This window comes from Filimonas zeae (assembly GCF_014641615.1).
In the GTDB taxonomy this organism is placed as follows: Bacteria; Bacteroidota; Bacteroidia; order Chitinophagales; family Chitinophagaceae; genus Filimonas; species Filimonas zeae.
Genome location: NZ_BMIB01000007.1, coordinates 102,163 through 122,503 on the forward strand (window position 1 = coordinate 102,163; position 20,341 = coordinate 122,503).

Genomic DNA, 20,341 nt, shown 5'->3' on the forward strand with positions numbered 1-20,341 from the left:
ACCTTGTATATTATCATTGCATACTGAAATTGTATCATGATTGTTGTTATTCAATGTAAAGACCAGGTAGGGCTGGTATCTGCCATCTCCGGCCTCATGGCTGCTGAAAAAATCAACATTGTATCTATGCGGGAGCATGTTGATACCCAGAACAACCGCTTTTTTGCACGTCTGGTATTACAGCAACCTGCTGATGTGGTGGTGTTACGGGCAAAGCTGGAATCGGTATTGCCCGATGATGCATTAATACAGGTTACGCTGCAGCCGGAAAAGAAAATAATAGTGCTGGTTACCAAAGAGTATCACTGCCTGGGTGATATTCTTTTGCGCAATCACTTTAAAACCCTGGGCGCATCGGTACAATGTGTCATTGGCAACCATGCCACGCTGGAAGATATCTGCCGCCGGTTCGATGTTCCTTTTCATCTGGTATCGCACGAAAATCTGGCAAAGGAAGCTTTTGAGCAGGAACTACTGAATACCGTTCAGCAATACGAAGCGGATTACCTGGTTTTAGCCAAGTTTATGCGCATTTTATCTCCTGAATTTGTAGCACGTTTCCCTATGCGTGTTATCAACATTCATCATTCCTTTTTGCCTGCCTTTATTGGTGCCAACCCATACCGTCAGGCTTATGAAAGAGGGGTGAAGCTGATTGGTGCCACCGCGCATTTTGTTACCAACGATCTGGATGAGGGGCCGATTATTACACAGCAGATTATTCCCGTAAACCACTCCCTTTCTGCGGCTGATATGGTAAAGGCAGGTAAGGAAATAGAAACCGCGGTGCTGGCAAAAGCCCTGCAGCTGGTGATGGATGATAAAGTGCTGGTGTTTCGCAATAAAACAATTGTATTTGATGTATAAGCGTATTGTTGATTTTCTGTTTCATCTGCAATTGCCCTTTCCGCTTCCGGAAGAAGTAGGCGTGTTAGATGTATATGGAAACAAAGCAATACAGGAAGTTTGCCGTGCTTTTTATAAAAAATTTTATAACGATGGCAAGGCCCGCCATATGCTGGTGGGTATTAACCCGGGCAGGTTTGGCGGTGGAATTACGGGTATTCCTTTTACCGATCCTATTCGTCTGGAGCGTGAATGTGGTATAGAAAACCACTTCGATAGAAAGCAGGAGCTGTCTTCGGTTTTTATGTATGATATGATTGCCGCTTTTGGCGGAGCGGAAGCTTTCTACAGCCGCTTTTATATTACCGCAATAAGTCCGCTGGGGTTTGTAAAAAACGGAAAGAACCTGAACTACTACGATGATGCCTCTCTGAAGCGGTTGATTGAGCCGTTTGTATTAGACTGTATAGAAAAGCAATTAAGCTGGGGCATGCATACAGATGTCTGCTTCTGTATAGGCGAAGGAGAAAATGCTAAGTACCTGCAGAAGCTGAATCATCAACACCAGTGGTTTAAACGCATTATTCCCCTTCCTCATCCGCGTTTTATTATGCAGTATAAGCTAAAACAAAAAGAGGCTTATATACATCAGTATCTGAGATTGTTGAATGAGGCTGCCGGTTAATACTTACATTTTTCGCCTGGTAACAGCTTCACAAATTTTTCAACGCTAAAACTTTCTTTGGTGGCTCCTGGCTGCAGAATAAATTTTCCTTCCATTTCTGCCAGTACACGTTCCCCTGTTTTGAGTTTCAGGCCTTGAAAGGTTGTTTTTAACGCCGCCGCAGCTCCGGGTGTAAATGTTACAGCATATTCTTTTGCCCAGCCGCATACTTTAATGTGTGCAGAATCGGGCGTATAGGTAAGCATACCTCTCAGCGCAATATCTTTTTTAGGCGCAAATTTGCCGGGTTGGCGGTGCAACACGTAATTCAGTTTGGTGCCGGTAATAATGGCGCCCTCGTTGTCCAGGGTACTTAACTGGTCGCCGTTTATTATTTTATATTGGCGGGGGCCTTCCGTTATCTCATTGAGGGTGAGTATGCTATCTACGGCAGACCATTTTCCCAACTGGTAAAAAATATGTTCCCCTTTTACGCCTGTGTACTCCTGTTCCAGGGTAAAAGTACTGTCTGCATTCAGATCCAGTACGGTAATAATACCGGCGCAGTCTGCACAGGGCAGGGTATCGGCAAATAAGCCATCCAGTTGTTTTCCGGTAAAAGGAGACACTATTTTTGCCACACTGTCTTTTTTCTCTGCGTTTTTATTCGTATTATTTGTACAGGAAGTGGCGGCAAAGAGGCTGGCAATGGCCAGAAACAGCATGGTTGGCTTTCGCATAGAAATGGAGTTTAATGTTAAAATTAGGAAGAACAGGTTAATTTGCCGCAGGAGCCTATATTTGCAGTCCTTTCAAAATAAGATTTAAGCATGGAATACAGCAGAATTATTTCAGTTACGGGTTTAGGCGGATTGTTCGAGTTAGTGGGCAGTAAGGCCGATGGCGCTATTGTTCGCTCTCTGGAAGACAAAACTACCCGTTTTGTAAGTTCACGCGTACACAGCTTTTCACACCTCGAAAGCATTGAAGTATATACCATTCGTGAGAATGTAAACCTGGTAGAGGTATTACAGGCCATGAGTGCCAGCAAAGAAACTGTGCCTTCTGAAAAAGATGCTGCTGCAGTAAAAGCCTATTTCCAGAAGGTATATCCTGATATGGACTTTGATCGTGTTTATGGCAGTGATATGAAGAAGATGGTAAAATGGTTTACCATTCTGAACGGAAACAACGTTGAGTTTAAGCTGAGCGAAGCCCCTGAAGAAACAGAGGAAGAAGTAGCCGTTGAAGAAGTTGCTGCTCCTGCTGCGGAAGAAGCTAAGCCTGCAAAAGCGCCTAAAGCAAAGAAAGCGGCAGCACCAGCTACCGAAGCTGCTGAAGGTGACGAGGCGGCTGCTCCTAAAAAAAGAGCGCCCCGTAAAAAGAAGACTGAAGAAGAATAGTTTAACAACTATAGGTTGCAATCGTAAGCAGCGGAACACTGGTAGTATACCTACCGGGTTTCATTGCTTGCGATTTGTGCATTTATAGGGCTGGCAGGATTTATGTGCTGAATTGTAACTTTAATAAAAGAGAACATGCAATACACTGCGGACATACAGAAACAAAAAAGGACTTTTTTACCGGCTGACTTTGCCATTACTACCTGGGATGCATTGGAGCCCTACTTTATCAAACTGTCAGAACAACCACTTGATTCCAGAGAAGCGCTGGAACAATGGCTGCATGACATTAGTGAAGTAGAGGCGGCAGTAAGTGAAGATGCGTGCTGGAGGCAGATAAAAATGACCTGCGATACTACCGACCCCAAACTGGAGGAGGCGTTTACTTATTTCTGTATGGAAATTCAGCCGAAACTGCAGCCTTATGCAGACCAGCTGAACCGCAAGCTGATTGATTGTGCTTTTACAAAAGAACTGGATCAGCAATTATACTTTACCTACCTGCGCAATGTAAAAAAGAACATTGAACTGTTTAGGGAAGAGAACATTCCTATTCAGGCAGAGCTGAGCGTAATGCAGCAGCAGTATGGTGTTATTGCCGGTAAAATGACGGTTGAGGTAGAAGGTAAAGAATACACCCTGCAACAGGCTGCCCGCTTTCTGGAAAAACCAGACCGCAGTTTACGGGAGTCTGTTTACCGCAAAATCAATGAAAGAAGATTGCAGGACAAAGAAACCCTGAACAATCTGTATTCGCAACTGATAGAAAAGCGTCATCAGATTGCTTTAAACGCAGGCTTTGCTAATTACCGGGATTATAAATTTGTTGAGCTGGGGCGCTTTGATTATTCCAAAGAAGATTGCTTTCAGTTTCATGAGGCAGTAAAGCTGCATGTATTACCACTGGTAGAAAAGATTTATCAGCGTAAGAAAGAGAAATTAAAACTGGATGATCTGCGCCCCTGGGATACGGAAGCACAGCCAGAAGGCATAACGCCGCTGCATCCTTTCAACACAGGAAAAGAGTTGCTGGATAAAACCATTACCTGTTTTACGCAACTGAATCCCTTCTTTGCCGATTGCCTGAAAAAGATGGAAACAATGGGCCATCTTGATCTGGAAAGCAGGAAAGGCAAAGCGCCGGGCGGGTATAACTGTCCGTTAGCGGAAAGTGGCGCTCCTTTCATTTTTATGAATGCTGCCGGGCAAATGAGCGATGTTACTACCATGGTACATGAAGGTGGGCACGCTATTCATTCTTTTCTGGCGCATCCACTGGCGCTGAGTTCTTTTAAAGAATATCCGATGGAGATTGCAGAAGTGGCCAGCATGAGCATGGAACTGTTCAGCATGAACCATTGGGAGGCATTTTTTGACAATGCGGAAGAACTGCAGCGTGCCAAAGAACACCAGCTGGAAAGAGTAATTACTATTTTTCCCTGGATAGCCACTATTGATAAGTATCAGCATTGGATATACGAACATCCGGCACATACCGTAGAAGAGCGTGCTGCTAAATGGATGGAGTTGTTGAATGAATTTTCTATAAAGACTATCAATGTAGAAGGACTGGATGCTTACCGCCAGAACAGCTGGCAGCGCCAGTTACACCTGTTTGAAGTGCCTTTTTACTATATAGAATATGGTATTGCGCAACTGGGAGCTATTGGTATGTGGATGCAGTACAGGCAAAACCCACAAAATGCGCTGAATAATTACATGAATGCGCTGCACCTGGGCGGTACTAAAACCCTGCCTGAGTTATATGCAGCTGCCGGGTTGAAATTCGACTTCTCTCCGGAGCATATTAAAACGCTGATGGAGTTTGTAAACGCCGAAATGGAAAAGCTGTAACTACTAGTTACAGCTTTTGCAAATTCCGCTTACAATTACATCAATCTGTTTGCCGGTAAAACCTTTGGGCAACTGTACTTTAGGTACAGTTATATGATCCAGACAATACGTTACACCACAGTTATCGCAAACAAAATGCACGTGGTCATCATGATGATGGCCCGCGCTGCATTCTTCTTTGCACAAGGCGTACTTAACAGAGTTGTCGGCCGTAGGTATGGTATGTATAATCCCTTTTTCAACAAAGGTTTGCAGGGTTCTGTAAATAGTAACCCTGTCGAAGTTGGGGCCGGTTTGTTTTTCAATATCTGCATGCGCCAGTGCTGCATTGCTGTTTTGAAACAGTTCCAGTATTTTCTTCCTGCTGTCGGTAACACTCAGCTGGCTGCGCTTTAATATAGTAGTAATTACGTCTTCCATATTTCCTCCTTATCTTATTGCGGATTGTTGGTGAAAATGCTGTTGGTGAAACCGCTTTTCCCCGACTTTTCTTTTAACAATGTCTGGATGTCTTCGTTCAGTTTTGCCAGTTCATCTTCTTTCAGGCCATCATAAATCTGTCCGCGTACCTGGCCGTTCTTATCTACCAGCGCAAAAAACTGCGTGTGAATAAACTGGTCTTCAATTTTCTCTACTGCATTTTTAGGGTCATCCAGCAGATAACTATAACGTGCTGCTCCATACAAACTGTCTTTGCGGCCTGTTAAAAACACCCATTTGCGGTTATCCACCTGTAGTGAGTCGGAATAGTGTTTAATAACCGGAACCGAATCTGTTTCAGGATCACAGGTGTGTGATACAATAAGAAAGTTGGGCTCGTTTTTAAACGTGCTGTAAATTTTGTGCATGTTGGTATTCATACGCGGACAAATGCCTTTGCAGGTAGTAAAAAAGTACTCTACCAGGCATACTTTACCCTGCATATCTTTTTCTGTAAAGGTTCTGCCGTCCTGGTTGGTAAATGCAAAAGGCTTAACCGTGCTTATGGTTGGCGATTTTGACTTCCAGTTTTCGGTTCCGGCAAATAAAAATGCCCAGAAACCTACAGCCAGTACTACAAAGAACAGACTATATCCTATCAGCTTCTTATTTTTCATTGCTCCCTTTTTTGCTAATCTTCTGCAAAGGTACGGTAGTTCTTTTGCGCTTTGGATGGGTGTTTTGGGGTAGATAGGCTATTGGGCAGGCGGGCACAGCGTAACAGGCTTCTTTTAAGAAAGTATTGACATTTGAGGCTGTGCGCTGCCGCTGCTATGGTTGGTTAATGTGCTTTTTACGGGCCAGGCGTATACCTAAGGCGCCTTTAAAAGGTGGTGCCTTAGGGCATTGTTCCGTTACCGGGTTTTTCGCTGTTAAACAGGTATTTGATTACCAGTAAAAAGAACCCGAAAAAGTTAATGGTAGTAGTGGTAATAAGGGTAATTAATACGTTGTCGGAAATAGAAAAACAGAAGGGTGCGTTAGTGCCGAACCCTTCAAAAAAGAGAATCAGAAAAATCAGAAATGCCCAGATACAGGTGAGGATGAATATGTACATGGCATATTTCTTCCTTTCCTGATTATTCTGGCGGAGTGTTTTTAAATATTCCAGCTTGATATCGCGTTCCACATCTAAAAAACGGCTTTCTGTAGCGGAGCTTTCCGAATTGCTGGACTCTGCATTAAGCAGTTGCTGAACCTGAGCCGGTGGTCGAATGGCGCTGCGTATAGGCATAGCGAAAGGTATGGTAAGTTAGATGATGAGAATAAAGGGGATACCTGCAACCCTAGGCAGCAGTAAGAAACCCTTTGAAGTAGTCTTGTATTTCCTCGTCAGGAATAACCACGTCAAAGGACCCGGGGCTGTAATGTTTGAACCAGGGCGATTCTTCTTTGTGCGTCCAGTTAGATAACTGTGCAGCACTGATATGTTTTAAAGCTTCCCATGTATAGTCAATGGTACTGATAGCATCCCTGTCAAGCTGCGCCAGGCTGTATTGCTTACTATCGCCGGTCATGAGCAGGTCAGTATCAGTAATAGGTCTGCTACCGTATAATTTGTATTCCTGGTAAATTTTAGGCACTACCGGGCCAAACTGCCATGCCTGAATATTGTCTTTAAGAAGTGGCTCTCCATAAATGGCCAGATGATAGCCATGGGCAAAATACACCAGCTTTTGTAACTTCATCTGAGTTACAAAAATGCCTTCTGCAATTCCTTTTTGTACAAAGGCGTACGCAATAAGTGAAGCGGGGTAAGCCATAGCAATAAACTTCTCTGTCAAATATACTAAATTAGTTAGTGGGAACCTATTTTGAAAGTAAATATTTACAAGGTGATTAACTCCTTTCCGGAAAGTGGTAAACTGGTGGTAAGTCTGGTAATAGCCGTTATCAGTTGGTTTGTGGTACCCTATGCTGCCCCCGAGGGTCTGCTGCACGTAATGCTGTGCTGGGATATTTTTGCGTTGGTACTGCTGGTATTAAACTGGATCACTTTTTTTACTACCAGCTCGCAGGATATAAGGCAGCGGGCTAAAACGGAAGACTCCAGCCGTATCGTAATTTTTTCCATAGTACTTATCAGCACTTTTGCCAGTTTGCTGGCGGTAGTGTTATTGCTGGTTACCCGGTCGCAGAAGCAGGAGTGGAAAGAGCTGTACCTGGCCATAGCTATAGTGGGCATGGTGTTGTCCTGGATGCTGGTACATTCTATTTATGCCCTCCGGTATGCCCATTTGTATTATGCCAATCACCCCACTAAAAAAGAAACACACGCAGGCGGGTTAGATTTTCCGGGAGAAGATAAGCCGGATTTTATTGATTTTGCTTATTTCTCCTTTGTATTGGGTATGACTTTTCAGGTGTCTGATGTACAAATTACCTCAAAAAGTTTGCGAAGGCTGGCATTGATGCATGGAATGTTGTCTTTTGGCTACAATACTGTTATTGTTGCGCTTACTATTAATGTGGTGGCAGGGCTGGGTAACTAATGTAGCGGTATAAAACAGGGACATTTGAGTGCGGCACTAATGTTGATTCAGGCAGCAGTAAACCTATTACTATGTACCGCGAACTGATAAAAACACAGGAAGAAGCTGTAAGCCATTTATTTATTCACTGCTGCTACGGCAATGGAAGATTTACAGACGAAGAACTGGATGCCATTTCTGAAAAGCTGGTAGCGTTAAAGCTGCATAAGGATCTGAACTTTAAAGATGAGGTAAAGAAATACACTTCCTACACCGGCAACCTGGGTAATGAAGCGGATTATATCGGGTACCTGGTGTCGCTGATTATGCCGGTGAACGAGCTGGCGTTGTTTTCTTATTGTGCTGAACTCTGTATCAGCGATTCTGTTATAGATATTACGGAAGAGCAGTTACTGTTAAACCTGGGCAATGCATTGGCTATAAAAGCAGAAGACCAGGCGGTTATACAGAAGCTGGCTGTACAACGCTACCTGGTCTTTACTCAAAAATATTTCTAACAATTGCTACGCGAAAGAATAGCTGATATTGCCGTCTTTGTCATCCTTTAACTGAATGCCAAGGGCGGCTAATTCAGTTCTGATTTTGTCGCTGGTAACATAGTCCTTTTTATCCTTTGCTTCTTTGCGCATGTTTATCAGCAACTGAATTACACCATCAAGCTTGCCATCATTGTTATATTCCTCTTCGCTTTTCAGGCCGAAAATATCTTCTACAAATACTTTCAGCTGACGCTGTAAAAGCGAAAGCGTGTTGGTGCTGATGGCATCTGCGGCAATGTGTTTGTCTTTAATACCATTAATTACAGGCACCAGTTCAAACATATTGGCTACCACTTTAGCAGTATTAAGGTCATCGTTCATGAACTCATCAAACTGCTCAACCAGTTTACGCACTTTTTCGTCCAGTGCTGCATCTGCTGCAGCGTGGTTGTTACCCACATTCATTTCCTGGCTGGTGGTGTAGGCTTCCCATAAACGTTTCAATCCTTTTTCAGTAGCTTTTAACGCCTCGTTGCCAAAATCAAGTGTGGAACGATAGTGCGTTTGCAGAATGAAAAAGCGGATAACCATGGGGTGGTAAGCCTGCTCCAGCGCCGGATGATTACCGGAGAACATCTCGGTAAGCTTAATCTGGTTGCCGTAGCTTTTGCCCATTTTTTTACCGTTTACGGTAATCATGTTATTGTGTAACCAGTAACGGGCAGGCGTTTTATGATTGCATACGGTGCTTTGTGCAATCTCACACTCGTGGTGCGGAAACTGCAGGTCCATACCGCCGCCGTGGATATCAAACTGCTGCCCCAGGTATTTGGTACTCATGGCCGAGCACTCAATGTGCCAACCTGGAAAACCTTCGCCCCATGGGCTTACCCAACGCATAATATGCTCCGGAGGTGCATTCTTCCATAAGGCGAAATCTGCCTTGTTACGCTTCTCTTCCTGGTTGTCAAGCTCACGTGAGCCTTCCTGCATATCTTCCAGAATACGTCCGCTTAACATGCCGTAAGGAGATCCTTTCACAGAAAAGTCTGCATCGTATTTTGCTACATCAAAGTACACGGAACCATTGGCTACATAAGCGTATCCGTCTGCAATGATTTTTTCAATCATCACTATCTGCTCTACAATGTGGCCCGTTGCAGTGGGTTCAATGCTGGGTGGTATATTGTTAAACTGCAGCATGGCCCAGTGGTACAGGTTGGTGTATTTTTGCACCAGCTCCATGGGTTCCAGCTTTTCCAGTATTGCCTTGCTGCTTATTTTATCTTCTGCTTCACGGCCTTCCTCTTCAAAATGGCCCGCATCGGTAATATTGCGAACATATCTTACTTTATAACCCAGATGTAAAAGGTAACGGTAAACAATGTCGAAAGTAATGAATGGCCGTGCATGGCCCAGGTGGCTTTCGCCGCTTACGGTAGGTCCGCACACGTACATCCCTACATGCCCTGGTGTAATAGATTCAAAAGCTTCCTTTTGTCTGGTAAGTGAGTTGTATACTTTAAGCTGTGACATAGATATAACCGGGTGATATGTTTATTTTAATGAATGGCGGAAAAACTTGTTCGGGTATAAAAATAGGAATAATAGTAGCTGCCTAGCAGCAACAGCATGCGGAGTGCAAAAAAGTAATGTTGATAGCGCGGAACATAATGCGAATATATCCTATTTTTTCAAACTTACATCAGCCACCAGCATCAGATGGTCGCTGAGGTCCTCATCTACCATATCAAACTGATGAATTTCAAAACCGGGGTCGGGCAGAATATAATCTATGCGTAAAGTAGGGGCCAGGGCAATATAGGTGCGGCCAATGCCAAAGTCTTTGTCCAGAAAAGCATCCTGCCAGGCGCCACGTATCTGAAAATAGGTGTAAGAATTGGGAACATCATTAAAATCGCCGCAGATAACAGAAGGGTAAGGGCTATCATCCAGGGTTTCCCTTACAATATTGGCCTGCAGGCCCCGCCGTGTAAACGCCACCTTCATTTTTTTGAACAGGTTTTTAGAGGCGTCAAACAACTCCTTATCCTGCTGCTGAATCCGTTCTATATCCTGGTAGTCCGAAGCGGAAAAGCGGAAAGATTGCAAATGGGTGGTAAATAAGCGGATGGTGTCTTCTCCTTTTACAATATCAGCATAAATAAGGCTTTCTGCACGCTTGCCGGGATATTGAATTTTACCGGAATGGATGATGGGGTAACGCGAGAAAATGATACTACCATACAGAAAGAATCCCTTGCCTTTTTGATAGTCCTCAGAGAAGAAATAATGCGGATATTCTTTAATCAGCAAGCCGATATTATCGGCCTGGCTGCCTTGTGTATAAGAGTGGTTAAATTCCTGCAGGCAGATTACATCGGCATGGGTATTAATAAGCGCAGAGGCAATTTGTTTGCGGATGGCTTTTTGTTTGTCGCGTCCCTTGCTTAAGCCCACCAGGCTGCCTACATTCCAGTCTGCAATGCGGATGCGTGGCTCTATTTTAACGTTGGTGAAAGTGCTTTTGGCGTTTATGGCAAACAAAGTACTTAGTTGTCTGAAGCCGACAAGAAGGGTTATAAATGGCAGTATGCCGAGGCGGGGTTTGGTAATAAGCCAGAACAGCATAAAAAACACCAGCAAAATAACCAGATAAGGAACCATTAACCCCAGAAACCCGATAGGCCACCACGTAGCGGGTGTAAGATAAGGAACCAGGCAGGACAGCAGGAAAAGCACGCACACTATGCAGTTGAGTACAATAAAAAAACGCTTGGTAAACCTGCGGATCATTCCTGCCATGAAATCAGATTGTGATGAAGGGCTTCGACCCGAGCTGTACGGCCGCAAGCCCTTCAACGGAAAGGTAATTTTTTATTTTGGCACTGCCAAGGTGGTAATTACCGGAAAGTGGTCTGACAGGTGTACCCGCTCCACCTTGCAATGCTGCACCAGCAGGCGTTTATCTGCCAGGCATACATCAATACGAAGGGTAGGGGAAAGCGCATCATAGGTTTGCCCCAGACCCAAACCTTTTTTCAGAAAAGCATCCTGCATATCGCCCCTTACCTTTTTATAAGTATAGCTGGCCGGAACGGAGTTCATATCTGCACAAAACACAACAGGGTGCGGGCTTGCTTTAAATGCACTGTCCAGAATTGCCGCTTCTCTTGCATGCTCCAATGCTGTTTTCTTGATTTTGCGTGCTATAGATCCTTTTCTTTTATAGCTTAATTTATAAACATTCTCGCTGCCCTGGCCGGTATTAGCGGTATCGCTATAAAGGCCCAGCGATGCCAGATGTGCTGCAATAACACGAACTTTGCGTTCTTTGATAACAACATCGGCAAAGGGGGCATGCTCTTTACTGCCATTGTTAAAGGCTATCCTGCCACTGTCTGCAATGGGAAGCTTTGAAAACAACATTGCACCCACCTCGGAATACCCGCCTGCTACCTGATAAATATGGTCATTACTGAATACTTTGTACTTATAGCCAAGGCTGTCAAGAATATGGCTCATAGAAACCAGGCCTCTGCCATTATTATAAGAGAGGTACTCCTGAAAACAAAGTACGTCTGCGTTGGAATTAACAATGGTGTTAATCATTTCCCGGCGTGGATTACCAATAGTATCATCTTTAATTTCATGATCGTTCAGAAAAAAGAACACGTTCCAGGTAAGCACTGTTATTGAGCTGTCGCTTTTTTCCGGAGCATTGGGTGCAAACGGATTAAAAGCTATTGTGTTTCTGATATTGGCGAAGCCGGTAAGCAATACCAGCAGGGATATGATGGCGATGCGTTTGTTTTTGAACAATAGCGACGATGCCATTACAAGTAATAACGCCAGCAATACAAAGGGAAAACCCAAAGCCAGTGCATCGGTAAAAAAACAAACTGAAGGCGACAGATAGCTGCTAAGGGCGCAGAGTATATAAACGGGCATAACTGCCCAGCAACCCAGCCGGTAGCAGGCGATAAAAAACTTTTTCATATTCGGGTACGGGGGCTAGTCCTGCTGTTCGCTGGCACGTTTTAAAAAATCCTTTTCTTCCTGGCTCAGCGAGGAGTAACCCTGCTGGTTGATTTTATCAAGCAGATCATCTACGCGTTGCTGGGTGATGTTGGATTTTTTTTCATAAGGCGCGCGACTGGCCTTATAAAAATGCCTTTGAGATACAGGTTTATTGAGATGCTTTTTTTCCGGATTAAAAAGGCTGTCCACTTTATTGGCCAGTGTAAACATCCACTCTCCCCAGTCGTTGCCCTTTTGCAGTTGCTTTATGTAAAGAAACCCGATAGCTGCGCCACCCAGATGTGCCAGTGCTACAGGCGCGTTGCCTGCGGCTACACTGGCATAATCAATTACAACAAATATGAGGGTAAGCACCCATAATGGAATGCCTCCGTTAAGCATGGTGAAGAGGCGATAGCCTGGCGCAAGCGTAGTGGTAGCTACCACAATTGCCATTAATGCGGCACCGGCGCCGTGCAAAGTCTGGGTAGTACCGATGTTAAGAGAAGGCACCAGGTTGGTGCTGAGCGCAAAGAACAGTGCTCCTGCAATTCCGCCATATAAATAAATAGGCACCAGCCGTCTGTTACCACTCAGATCCTGCAGAATAAACCCAAATGCCCAAAGCCATAACACGGTTCCTATGATGTCCCATATTTGATAATGGGTAAACATGTGCGTTATAATAGTCCATGGGTGTGTAAGCAATTCCTGCGGGTTAGCTGGCATATTCAGCCAGCTAAGTATCTGTGTGTTATAAAGTTCAAGAGGCGTTGAGGACAAGCGATAAACAATCTGAATAAAAATGAGCACTACAAAAATCGTTGCATTGGCAATAATCAGCCAGGTAAGTGAGTTGTTATCCTGGCCCAGTATCATCTTATTGCGTCTGCCTTGTTCCATAACTGCCATATGTGTAGATTAAAGAGAAAATTAATAAAACCTGTTCCTGTTAGTCTTATTCCAAAAGTATACCAGTAAAAAGCCAACCAATGCGCCTCCCAGGTGGGCAATATGAGCAATATCGTCGCCCGGATTGCTTTGTATGGAAGAGTAGATTTCCAGTCCTATGTATCCGATAACAAACCATTTAACCTTAACAGGAAATGGTATGGGGAAGATGTATACAAAGCTGTTGGGAAACAGGTAGCCAAAAGCTACAAGACAACCGTACACAGCGCCGGATGCACCTACTGTGGGTGTGTTTAAGCGGCCATAGTATTCGTACGGACTCAGCTGACCATCCATAAACAACTGACCCAGGCTCTGGTTTTCGGTAAAAAGCACAATCATATGGCATAAGGCTGCACCTAAACCACAGGCTATAAAAAAAGTAATGAATCGTTTGGGGCCCCATATGTTTTCCAGCGTTGAGCCAAACATCCACAGCGCAAACATGTTAAAAAACAGGTGCGTAAAAGACCCGTGCATAAACATGTAGGTAACAAACTGCCACGGCTTAAAAAACACACTTTGCCAGGTATGCAATGCAAAAAGGGGTTCCAGGGGAATTTTACTGCCCACTGTTACCTGTGCAATAAATACCAGTGTATTAATAATAATGAGGTTCTTAACTATGGTTGGCAGTACTTCAAATCTGCCGGGTCTGAATTCAGTCATACTTGCGCTGTTAATTATTGTTCGTCTATCCTTTCAGTTTCAGTTGTACTACATTTTCTATGTGCAGCGTATGCGGAAACATGTCAACAGGCTGAATTTTCTCTACGGAATACTTTTCCGATAGCAAATTCAGGTCGCGGGCCTGGGTGGCCGGGTTACAACTAACATATACAATTACGGGGGCGGCAATATCCAGTAATTTGGAAACCAGTTTTTCGTGCATACCTGCACGCGGCGGATCGGTAATAATTACATCCGGGCGTCCATGGGCAGCAAAAAAAGCATCGTCGCAAATGTCTATCACATCACCAGCGTAAAAGGAAGCGTGTTGCAAACCATTGAGCGCCGCATTTTCCTTTGCATCTTCAATAGCTTCAGCTATTACCTCCACACCAATTATCTGCTTTGCTAATTTACTTACAAAAATGCCAATGCTGCCTGTTCCGCAATATAAATCGTAGACGGTTTGTGTACCATCCAAACCGGCAAAATCGCGTGTTATGCGGTAAAGCTGCTCTGCCTGGCGGCTATTGGTCTGAAAAAAAGATTTGGGGCTTATTTTAAACTGAAATTCTTCCAGTTTTTCAATTATGTGTCCTTTTCCGTGATAAACCTGCGGCGATAGATCGAATAAACTATCGTTTTTCTTGGTATTGATGGTATACAGGAGGGTGGTTATCTGCGGAAACTGCTGCAACAGATAATCCAGCAACTCAGTCCGTTGCTTTTTTTCTTCGTAGCCAAAAACGATATTCACCATCAGTTCTCCGGTGGTTGCCAGGCGTACCTGCATGGTACGTAGCCAGCCTTCGTGCATACGGATATCGTAAAATGACCATTTTTTTTGCCGGGCATAAGCGGCAATGGCGTTACGGATATCGTTGGTGGGTTCGTGCTGCAGGTGGCAGGTGTTGATTTCTACCAGCTTATCAAACATGCCTTTGGCATGAAATCCGGCCACACCTGCTTTTTCTGTATGCTCAAACCGCTCTCCGCTTTCTTCCTGAATGCGGCGGAGTTCCTGAAATTCGTGTTGCGGAATAAATCTTTTGGTAGAGAAGGTGTATTCCAGCTTGTTGCGGTAATAACGGGTTTCTTCACATCCGGCAATAGGCAGTATTTCAGGCAGGGGTACCTTGCCAATGCGCTGCAGGTTATCGGTCACCTGCTTTTGTTTATACTGTAACTGTTTGGTATAGGGTAACATTTGCCACTGGCAACCGCCGCAAATGCCAAAATGTTCACAAAACGGATCTACCCGGTCAGCCGAAGGTTGTTTAATACGAATGGCGCGGCCTTCAGCCCAATCTTTTTTGTTTTTAGACAGCTGAATATCAACTACATCGCCGGGCACGGCGCTTTCTATAAAAACCACTTTACCATCTACCCGGGCCAGTGACCTGCCTTCTGCTGCGTAATCTTCTACCAGAACGTCCGGCAGCACTATTGATTTCTTTTTATTTCTCACTGTGCAAAGGTATCAACTTCAACCTATTACCTTTTCCAATAAATTTACGCTTCAATTCATGCGATCATGCGAGGATTTTTGATTATTACGGCTTTGTGTGCAGCTTCGTTGACGGTGAGCGCACAACCCAAACCTAAAAAAGCAGCCCCGGCCGCTACCAGCGCCTCAGATGGGGGCTATCACATTCCGGTAACTATTACCCCACTGAAAAACTGCTGGGTGTATATCGGGTGTTATTACGGCAAATTCCGTAACCTGTCCGATTCGGCCTGGCTGGATGAAAACAGCAAGACAGTTTTTGAAGGAAAGACCAAATTACCGGGTGGCGTTTACTTTCTTGTCAATTCTCAACATGTAATTCTGCAGGAGTCTGACTTTTTGATGGATGACAAGCAGCAGTTTTCTGTTTCTGCAGACACATTGAAATCGGGTGTGACCATTACCGGTTCGGAAGAAAATGACATTTACCAGCAGTACACCAATTTTCTGGCAGAAAAAACGCCGGTATTAACAGGTTTACAGGCTGAACTGAAGCAGGCAAAAAGCAAGGCTGATTCAACCCGTATTCAGGAGCAATTGGTTGCCAACAATAAGGAGTTGAACGATTTCAGAGAATCGCTGATTACCAGATACCCGAAAAGCATGCTGGCGCTTTTTTTAAATGCGATAAAAACGCCGGAGCCGCCACCAGCTCCCAAACTGGCCAATGGAAGAACGGATTCTTTATTTCCGGCGTATTATATTAAGAACCATTACTGGGATAATGTTCCGTTGCATGACGATCGTTTGTTACGCACTCCGTTTTTTGATGGCCTTAAGCTGGAGCCTTATCTGAAATATTATGTAAGACCTGAGGCTGACAGTGTAATTGAAGATGTGAATTATATCCTGCTTTTATCCCGTGGCGGAAAAGACATGTTTAAATACCTGCTGGGCCGTTTTACAGATAAGTATATTAACCCGGAGATTATGGGGCAGGATAAGGTGTTTATTTTCCTGTTCAATAATTATTATAGTAAGGGTGATACTTCCTGGCTGAGCGCTAAACAGAAGGAATTCATCTTTAACCGTGCCTACAGCCTGATGGCTAATCAGATAGGAGAGCAGGCAGCTGCGCTTGATCTGGTAGATACAAGCGGTAAAGCCATGCCGATGTATGCGTTGAAGGCGCCGTTTACCTTTTTAATTTTCTGGGACCCCAACTGCGGACACTGTAAAGAAACCGTGCCCCGTATAGATTCTATTTACCGGGCCAAATGGAAGGCCAAAGGGGTTAAGATTTACGCAGTAAATATTGATGAAAAGGCGAATGATGCCTGGAAAAAATATGTAAAAGACAACCATTTGAATGGCTGGTACCATACCTATCAAACCAAAGCACAACGGGACGCGGATGTTGCTGCGGGAAGAGCCAACTACCGGCAGTTATACGATGTGTTTCAAACCCCTACCATGTATCTGTTAGATGATCAGAAGCGTATTATAGGGAAGAAGCTGACTATTGAGCAGTTTGATGAAGTAATGTCGGCAAAGAAAAAACAGCCTTAGTGCTGTATGGAATAAAAAAGCTCCATGGTCATGCTGGTCATGGAGCTTTTTTATTATGCTGTTTTAGCTATTAAATTACTTTTTGTACCACCTGGTGAATAATGCTCGGCTTGCCAAGCGTATAATAATGGAGAACCGGAACGCCAAACTGCTTCAGTTCTTTGCTTTGCTGAACCAGCCATTCTGCACCTACCTGCTCGCATTCCGCATCCGTTTTGCATTTCATGATTTCGTTGGACAGCTCGGTGGGTATGTCCACATGAAAAATGCGGGGTAACACAGATAACTGCTTTTTGCTGGTGAGGGGTTTCAGGCCCGGGATAATAGGAGCGGTAATGCCGGCTGCACGGCAGGCTTCCACAAACGCAAAGAACTTCTGGTTATCGAAAAACATTTGTGTCATTATATAATGGGCACCGGCGTCCACTTTCTCTTTCAGATAGCGCAGATCAATTTCAGGATTGGGCGCTTCAAAATGTTTTTCGGGATAACCGGCAACGCCTATACAAAAATCAGTTTTGCCTCCATTCTGAATATCCTCATCTAGGTAAATACCGTTATTAAGATTGGTAACCTGTTTTAACAAATCAATAGCATAGTTATTACCACCGGGTTCGGGGCTGAAAGATGCTTCGTTTTTAGGGGCATCACCACGAAGTGCCAGTACGTTATCAATGCCCAGGAAGTTAAGATCAATGAGGGCGTCTTCTGTTTCGCGCATGTTAAACCCGCCACAGATAATGTGTGGTACGGCATCTACCTGGTAGTGGTTCATAATAGCGGCGCAAATACCTACGGTTCCCGGGCGCTTACGTACTTCCACCTTTTCAAACGTGCCGTCTGTTTTCTTTTTAAACATGCTTTCGCTACGGTGGTAGGTAACGTTGATCCAGGAGGGCTTAAACTCCATCAGCGGATCCAGGTGTTCGTATATAGAATTGATGCTTTTGCCCTTGAGAGGAGGCAAAACTTCAAAGGAAATAAGGGTGTCTTTTGCCTGCGCAATATGCTCCGTAATCTTCATCGCTTTTAAAAAATTGGTGCAATATACACTTTACCTATTTTTGCTCAAATGGTATTATTGTGAGCTTAACCATCCAAACCAACAATCTGGTTAAAACCTATCGCAGCAGAACGGTAGTAGATCATGTTTCAATTAATGTGAAGCAGGGCGAAATTGTGGGGCTGCTGGGGCCGAACGGTGCCGGTAAAACCACTACTTTCTATATGGTGGTAGGGCTTATTAAGCCAGATGAGGGCTCTGTTTTTGTCAACGATACGGATATTACCCGGCAGGCCATGTACAAACGTGCCCAGATGGGGTTGGGCTATCTGCCTCAGGAAGCTTCCGTTTTCAGAAAACTCAGCGTGGAAGACAATGTGATGGCGGTGCTGGAGATGACCAAACTGACCAAAAAGGAGCGGGTGATGAAGCTGGAATCGTTGCTGGACGAATTTAACCTGCATCACGTTCGTAAAAACAACGGGGATAGCCTGAGCGGTGGCGAGCGCCGCCGTACAGAAATAGCCCGGGCACTGGCGGTGGATCCTAAATTTATTCTGCTGGATGAGCCTTTTGCAGGGGTTGACCCTATTGCCGTGGAAGATATTCAAACAGTGGTAGCCCGGCTGAAATACAAAAACATAGGTATTCTGATTACCGATCATAACGTAAACGAAACCCTTTCTATCTGTGACAGAGCTTATCTGCTGATTGACGGTAAGATATTCAAGCACGGAACAGCCACCGAACTGGCTGACGATGAACAGGTGCGTAGTTTATATCTGGGAACTAATTTCGAATTAAGACGGAAAGACTGGATTATTGAAATGGAAAGAGAAAATGCTATGCGGGAAAGGGAACTATAGTTCAATTTTCTTGTTTAACTATTGAAAAACGGATGGTTCTTACCAAAAATGAAATTACTAAGTCCAGCTATATCCCGGCTTGCCCGGCTGCGCTACTGGCGCATTGAACAGTGGATGCAAAATCCCGTGGAGGTACAAAGGGAAGTACTTCAGGACCTGATTACCCATGGCCAGTATACAGAATTTGGCCGTCAGTACGGGTTTGAAGACATCTTTAATGTTAGAACGTTTAAGCAAACCGTACCTATACACGAGTACGATGATCTGAAGCCATATATTGAGCGGATCATGAACGGCGAGCAGAACGTATTATGGAATACTCCTGTAACCTGGTTTGCCAAAAGCAGCGGTACCACCAGCGATAAAAGCAAATTCATACCCATCACTGAGGAAAGCCTGGAAGACGGGCATTACCAAAGTGCGCGGGATGTGCTTACCCTGTATTATAATGGCAGCCCTGAAAGCGACCTGCTTACCGGCAAAGGGCTGGTAATTGGTGGCAGTCACCAGATAAGCAAGGTAAACGATGATGCCCATTATGGCGATTTAAGTGCTGTATTATTACAGAATGCCCCTATTTACGCCCAGTGGGTTAAAACGCCCGAGTTGTCCATTGCCCTTATGGATGAATGGGAGAATAAAATTGAAAAGCTGGCAGAAAGCACCATCCATGAAAATGTAACTTCTATTTCAGGAGTGCCTACCTGGACGCTGGTTTTAATAAAGCGGATACTGGAGGTGACAGGAAAGCGCACGCTTAAAGAGGTGTGGCCTAACCTGGAACTGTATATACACGGCGGTGTTTCCTTTACCCCTTATCGCTGTCAGTTTGAAAAGCTGATTGGAGAGGGTGTGAATTACCTGGAAATGTATAACGCCAGTGAGGGCTTTTTTGCCGCGCAGGACGATGCTGCTTCCAACGGTATGCTACTGTTTCTGCAACATGGCATTTTTTATGAATTTATGCCTGTGGAAGAGTATGGTAAGCCCGAACCCCGTACCATTGGTTTAGATAAGGTAGAGGTGGGTAAAAATTATGCGCTTGTAATTTCCACTAATGGAGGTTTATGGCGTTACCTGCTGGGCGATACTATTCAGTTTACTACTGTATATCCGTTCCGTATTAAGGTAAGCGGCCGGTTAAAACATTATATCAATGCTTTTGGAGAGGAGGTAATGGTAGATAATGCTGATAAAGCTATTGCCGCTGCCTGTGCCGCAACCGGCGCCGTGGTGAACGACTATACTGCTGCCCCTATTTATTTCAGTGAAAATGGTAATGGAGCGCACGAATGGCTGATTGAGTTTGAAAAAGAACCGCAAAGCCTGGAAAACTTTACCCACGAGCTGGATAATGCGCTGATGCAGATTAACAGCGATTATGAGGCCAAGCGCCATAAAAGCATTGCCTTACGTCTACCTGTTATTCATGCGCTGAAAAAAGGTGTTTTTGGGGAGTGGTTAAAGAATAAGGGAAAACTGGGTGGGCAGCACAAGGTGCCGCGGCTTTGCAATGAGCGAACTTTTCTGGAAGAAATACTGGCTGTGCGGCTTGCTGTGAATTAATTACCTTCGGCCCCGGATTAACCAATTACATT

The 20,341-nt window shown here is 44.5% G+C and carries 21 protein-coding genes; 9 read left to right on the forward strand and 12 right to left on the reverse strand.

Annotated features, from left to right (window positions below):
* The first annotated feature begins 36 nt into the window (after positions 1 to 36).
* The gene (gene purU, locus IEY13_RS28515) at positions 37 to 867 is read left to right on the forward strand and encodes a formyltetrahydrofolate deformylase (RefSeq protein WP_188958988.1); all 831 of its coding nucleotides are present in this window, start codon (positions 37 to 39) and stop codon (positions 865 to 867) included.
* On the forward strand, positions 860 to 1,531 hold the full coding sequence (locus tag IEY13_RS28520; RefSeq protein ID WP_229688059.1) for a uracil-DNA glycosylase family protein: 672 nt from the start codon (positions 860 to 862) through the stop codon (positions 1,529 to 1,531). The genes purU and IEY13_RS28520 overlap by 8 nt, the downstream gene beginning before the upstream one ends.
* Here IEY13_RS28520 and IEY13_RS28525 read toward each other — a convergent pair.
* Positions 1,528 to 2,250, reverse strand: coding sequence for a copper resistance protein NlpE N-terminal domain-containing protein (locus IEY13_RS28525; RefSeq protein WP_188958992.1), 723 nt, complete (start codon positions 2,248 to 2,250; stop codon positions 1,528 to 1,530). The two genes, IEY13_RS28520 and IEY13_RS28525, sit on opposite strands and share 4 nt — an antisense overlap.
* Positions 2,251 to 2,340: 90 nt before the next feature.
* Between IEY13_RS28525 and IEY13_RS28530 the strand changes: the two genes are divergently transcribed.
* Both IEY13_RS28530 and IEY13_RS28535 read left to right on the forward strand, forming a co-directional pair.
* Complete coding sequence (locus tag IEY13_RS28530; RefSeq protein WP_188958994.1) at positions 2,341 to 2,913, forward strand: DUF5606 family protein; 573 nt, start codon at positions 2,341 to 2,343, stop codon at positions 2,911 to 2,913.
* A gap of 135 nt (positions 2,914 to 3,048) precedes the next feature.
* Positions 3,049 to 4,767, forward strand: coding sequence for a M3 family oligoendopeptidase (locus tag IEY13_RS28535; RefSeq protein WP_188958996.1), 1,719 nt, complete (start codon positions 3,049 to 3,051; stop codon positions 4,765 to 4,767).
* Positions 4,768 to 4,770: 3 nt separating this feature from the next.
* On the opposite strand, the gene IEY13_RS28540 is transcribed toward IEY13_RS28535, so the two are convergent.
* The 4 genes from IEY13_RS28540 to IEY13_RS28555 form a co-directional block, all read right to left on the reverse strand.
* Positions 4,771 to 5,187 (reverse strand): Fur family transcriptional regulator, encoded by a 417-nt coding sequence (locus tag IEY13_RS28540; RefSeq protein WP_188958997.1) that lies wholly within the window; start codon positions 5,185 to 5,187, stop codon positions 4,771 to 4,773.
* A gap of 14 nt (positions 5,188 to 5,201) precedes the next feature.
* Positions 5,202 to 5,864: an SCO family protein gene (locus IEY13_RS28545; RefSeq protein ID WP_188958998.1), complete on the reverse strand. Its 663-nt coding sequence runs from the start codon at positions 5,862 to 5,864 to the stop codon at positions 5,202 to 5,204.
* A 221-nt stretch (positions 5,865 to 6,085) separates the two neighbouring features.
* Positions 6,086 to 6,481 carry a hypothetical protein gene (locus IEY13_RS28550; RefSeq protein ID WP_188959000.1) on the reverse strand — a complete coding sequence of 132 codons (396 nt, stop codon included), beginning with the start codon at positions 6,479 to 6,481 and terminating at the stop codon, positions 6,086 to 6,088.
* Positions 6,482 to 6,533: 52 nt separating this feature from the next.
* Positions 6,534 to 7,031 carry a Panacea domain-containing protein gene (locus IEY13_RS28555; protein WP_188959002.1) on the reverse strand — a complete coding sequence of 166 codons (498 nt, stop codon included), beginning with the start codon at positions 7,029 to 7,031 and terminating at the stop codon, positions 6,534 to 6,536.
* Between the two features lie 30 nt (positions 7,032 to 7,061).
* Here IEY13_RS28555 and IEY13_RS28560 point away from each other — a divergent pair, with 30 nt between their 5' ends.
* On the forward strand, positions 7,062 to 7,739 hold the full coding sequence (locus IEY13_RS28560) for a DUF1345 domain-containing protein (RefSeq protein WP_188959004.1): 678 nt from the start codon (positions 7,062 to 7,064) through the stop codon (positions 7,737 to 7,739).
* 71 nt (positions 7,740 to 7,810) lie between these two features.
* A complete protein-coding gene (locus IEY13_RS28565) occupies positions 7,811 to 8,236 on the forward strand; it encodes a hypothetical protein (RefSeq protein WP_188959006.1) in 426 nt (141 codons plus the stop codon).
* A gap of 6 nt (positions 8,237 to 8,242) precedes the next feature.
* On the opposite strand, the gene cysS is transcribed toward IEY13_RS28565, so the two are convergent.
* The 6 genes from cysS to rlmD all read right to left on the reverse strand — a co-directional run bounded on the left by cysS (position 8,243) and on the right by rlmD (position 15,326).
* Complete coding sequence (gene cysS, locus IEY13_RS28570) at positions 8,243 to 9,754, reverse strand: cysteine--tRNA ligase (RefSeq protein ID WP_188959008.1); 1,512 nt, start codon at positions 9,752 to 9,754, stop codon at positions 8,243 to 8,245.
* Positions 9,755 to 9,904: 150 nt separating this feature from the next.
* Positions 9,905 to 11,023 carry an endonuclease/exonuclease/phosphatase family protein gene (locus tag IEY13_RS28575; RefSeq protein ID WP_188959010.1) on the reverse strand — a complete coding sequence of 373 codons (1,119 nt, stop codon included), beginning with the start codon at positions 11,021 to 11,023 and terminating at the stop codon, positions 9,905 to 9,907.
* Positions 11,024 to 11,095: 72 nt separating this feature from the next.
* Positions 11,096 to 12,217 carry an endonuclease/exonuclease/phosphatase family protein gene (locus IEY13_RS28580; RefSeq protein ID WP_188959012.1) on the reverse strand — a complete coding sequence of 374 codons (1,122 nt, stop codon included), beginning with the start codon at positions 12,215 to 12,217 and terminating at the stop codon, positions 11,096 to 11,098.
* A gap of 15 nt (positions 12,218 to 12,232) precedes the next feature.
* A complete protein-coding gene (locus IEY13_RS28585) occupies positions 12,233 to 13,150 on the reverse strand; it encodes a rhomboid family intramembrane serine protease (protein ID WP_188959014.1) in 918 nt (305 codons plus the stop codon).
* A gap of 21 nt (positions 13,151 to 13,171) precedes the next feature.
* Entirely contained in the window at positions 13,172 to 13,858 is a 687-nt protein-coding gene (locus IEY13_RS28590) for a rhomboid family intramembrane serine protease (protein WP_188959016.1), read from the reverse strand.
* Positions 13,859 to 13,883: 25 nt separating this feature from the next.
* Positions 13,884 to 15,326, reverse strand: a complete 1,443-nt coding sequence (rlmD, locus tag IEY13_RS28595) for a 23S rRNA (uracil(1939)-C(5))-methyltransferase RlmD (RefSeq protein ID WP_188959018.1) — start codon at positions 15,324 to 15,326, stop codon at positions 13,884 to 13,886.
* A 66-nt stretch (positions 15,327 to 15,392) separates the two neighbouring features.
* Here rlmD and IEY13_RS28600 point away from each other — a divergent pair, with 66 nt between their 5' ends.
* On the forward strand, positions 15,393 to 16,874 hold the full coding sequence (locus IEY13_RS28600; protein WP_188959020.1) for a TlpA family protein disulfide reductase: 1,482 nt from the start codon (positions 15,393 to 15,395) through the stop codon (positions 16,872 to 16,874).
* Between the two features lie 70 nt (positions 16,875 to 16,944).
* Here IEY13_RS28600 and metF read toward each other — a convergent pair whose 3' ends face one another.
* Complete coding sequence (gene metF / locus IEY13_RS28605) at positions 16,945 to 17,898, reverse strand: methylenetetrahydrofolate reductase [NAD(P)H] (protein WP_188959022.1); 954 nt, start codon at positions 17,896 to 17,898, stop codon at positions 16,945 to 16,947.
* A gap of 59 nt (positions 17,899 to 17,957) precedes the next feature.
* On the opposite strand from metF, the gene lptB reads away from it, so the two are divergent.
* Entirely contained in the window at positions 17,958 to 18,743 is a 786-nt protein-coding gene (gene lptB, locus IEY13_RS28610; RefSeq protein WP_188959024.1) for an LPS export ABC transporter ATP-binding protein, read from the forward strand.
* A 48-nt stretch (positions 18,744 to 18,791) separates the two neighbouring features.
* Positions 18,792 to 20,309 (forward strand): GH3 auxin-responsive promoter family protein, encoded by a 1,518-nt coding sequence (locus IEY13_RS28615; protein ID WP_188959026.1) that lies wholly within the window; start codon positions 18,792 to 18,794, stop codon positions 20,307 to 20,309.
* The last annotated feature ends 32 nt before the right edge of the window (positions 20,310 to 20,341 follow it).

Bases quoted from the DNA above. Each gene is read 5' to 3' on its own strand.
- purU (WP_188958988.1), top strand. From the start codon at position 37: ATGATTGTTGTTATTCAATGTAAAGACCAGGTAGGGCTGGTATCTGCC.
- IEY13_RS28520 (WP_229688059.1), top strand. From the start codon at position 860: ATGTATAAGCGTATTGTTGATTTTCTGTTTCATCTGCAATTGCCCTTT.
- IEY13_RS28525 (WP_188958992.1), bottom strand. From the start codon at position 2,250: ATGCGAAAGCCAACCATGCTGTTTCTGGCCATTGCCAGCCTCTTTGCC.
- IEY13_RS28530 (WP_188958994.1), top strand. From the start codon at position 2,341: ATGGAATACAGCAGAATTATTTCAGTTACGGGTTTAGGCGGATTGTTC.
- IEY13_RS28535 (WP_188958996.1), top strand. From the start codon at position 3,049: ATGCAATACACTGCGGACATACAGAAACAAAAAAGGACTTTTTTACCG.
- IEY13_RS28540 (WP_188958997.1), bottom strand. From the start codon at position 5,187: ATGGAAGACGTAATTACTACTATATTAAAGCGCAGCCAGCTGAGTGTT.
- IEY13_RS28545 (WP_188958998.1), bottom strand. From the start codon at position 5,864: ATGAAAAATAAGAAGCTGATAGGATATAGTCTGTTCTTTGTAGTACTG.
- IEY13_RS28550 (WP_188959000.1), bottom strand. From the start codon at position 6,481: ATGCCTATACGCAGCGCCATTCGACCACCGGCTCAGGTTCAGCAACTG.
- IEY13_RS28565 (WP_188959006.1), top strand. From the start codon at position 7,811: ATGTACCGCGAACTGATAAAAACACAGGAAGAAGCTGTAAGCCATTTA.
- cysS (WP_188959008.1), bottom strand. From the start codon at position 9,754: ATGTCACAGCTTAAAGTATACAACTCACTTACCAGACAAAAGGAAGCT.
- IEY13_RS28575 (WP_188959010.1), bottom strand. From the start codon at position 11,023: ATGGCAGGAATGATCCGCAGGTTTACCAAGCGTTTTTTTATTGTACTC.
- IEY13_RS28580 (WP_188959012.1), bottom strand. From the start codon at position 12,217: ATGAAAAAGTTTTTTATCGCCTGCTACCGGCTGGGTTGCTGGGCAGTT.
- IEY13_RS28585 (WP_188959014.1), bottom strand. From the start codon at position 13,150: ATGGCAGTTATGGAACAAGGCAGACGCAATAAGATGATACTGGGCCAG.
- IEY13_RS28590 (WP_188959016.1), bottom strand. From the start codon at position 13,858: ATGACTGAATTCAGACCCGGCAGATTTGAAGTACTGCCAACCATAGTT.
- IEY13_RS28600 (WP_188959020.1), top strand. From the start codon at position 15,393: ATGCGAGGATTTTTGATTATTACGGCTTTGTGTGCAGCTTCGTTGACG.
- metF (WP_188959022.1), bottom strand. From the start codon at position 17,898: ATGAAGATTACGGAGCATATTGCGCAGGCAAAAGACACCCTTATTTCC.
- IEY13_RS28615 (WP_188959026.1), top strand. From the start codon at position 18,792: ATGAAATTACTAAGTCCAGCTATATCCCGGCTTGCCCGGCTGCGCTAC.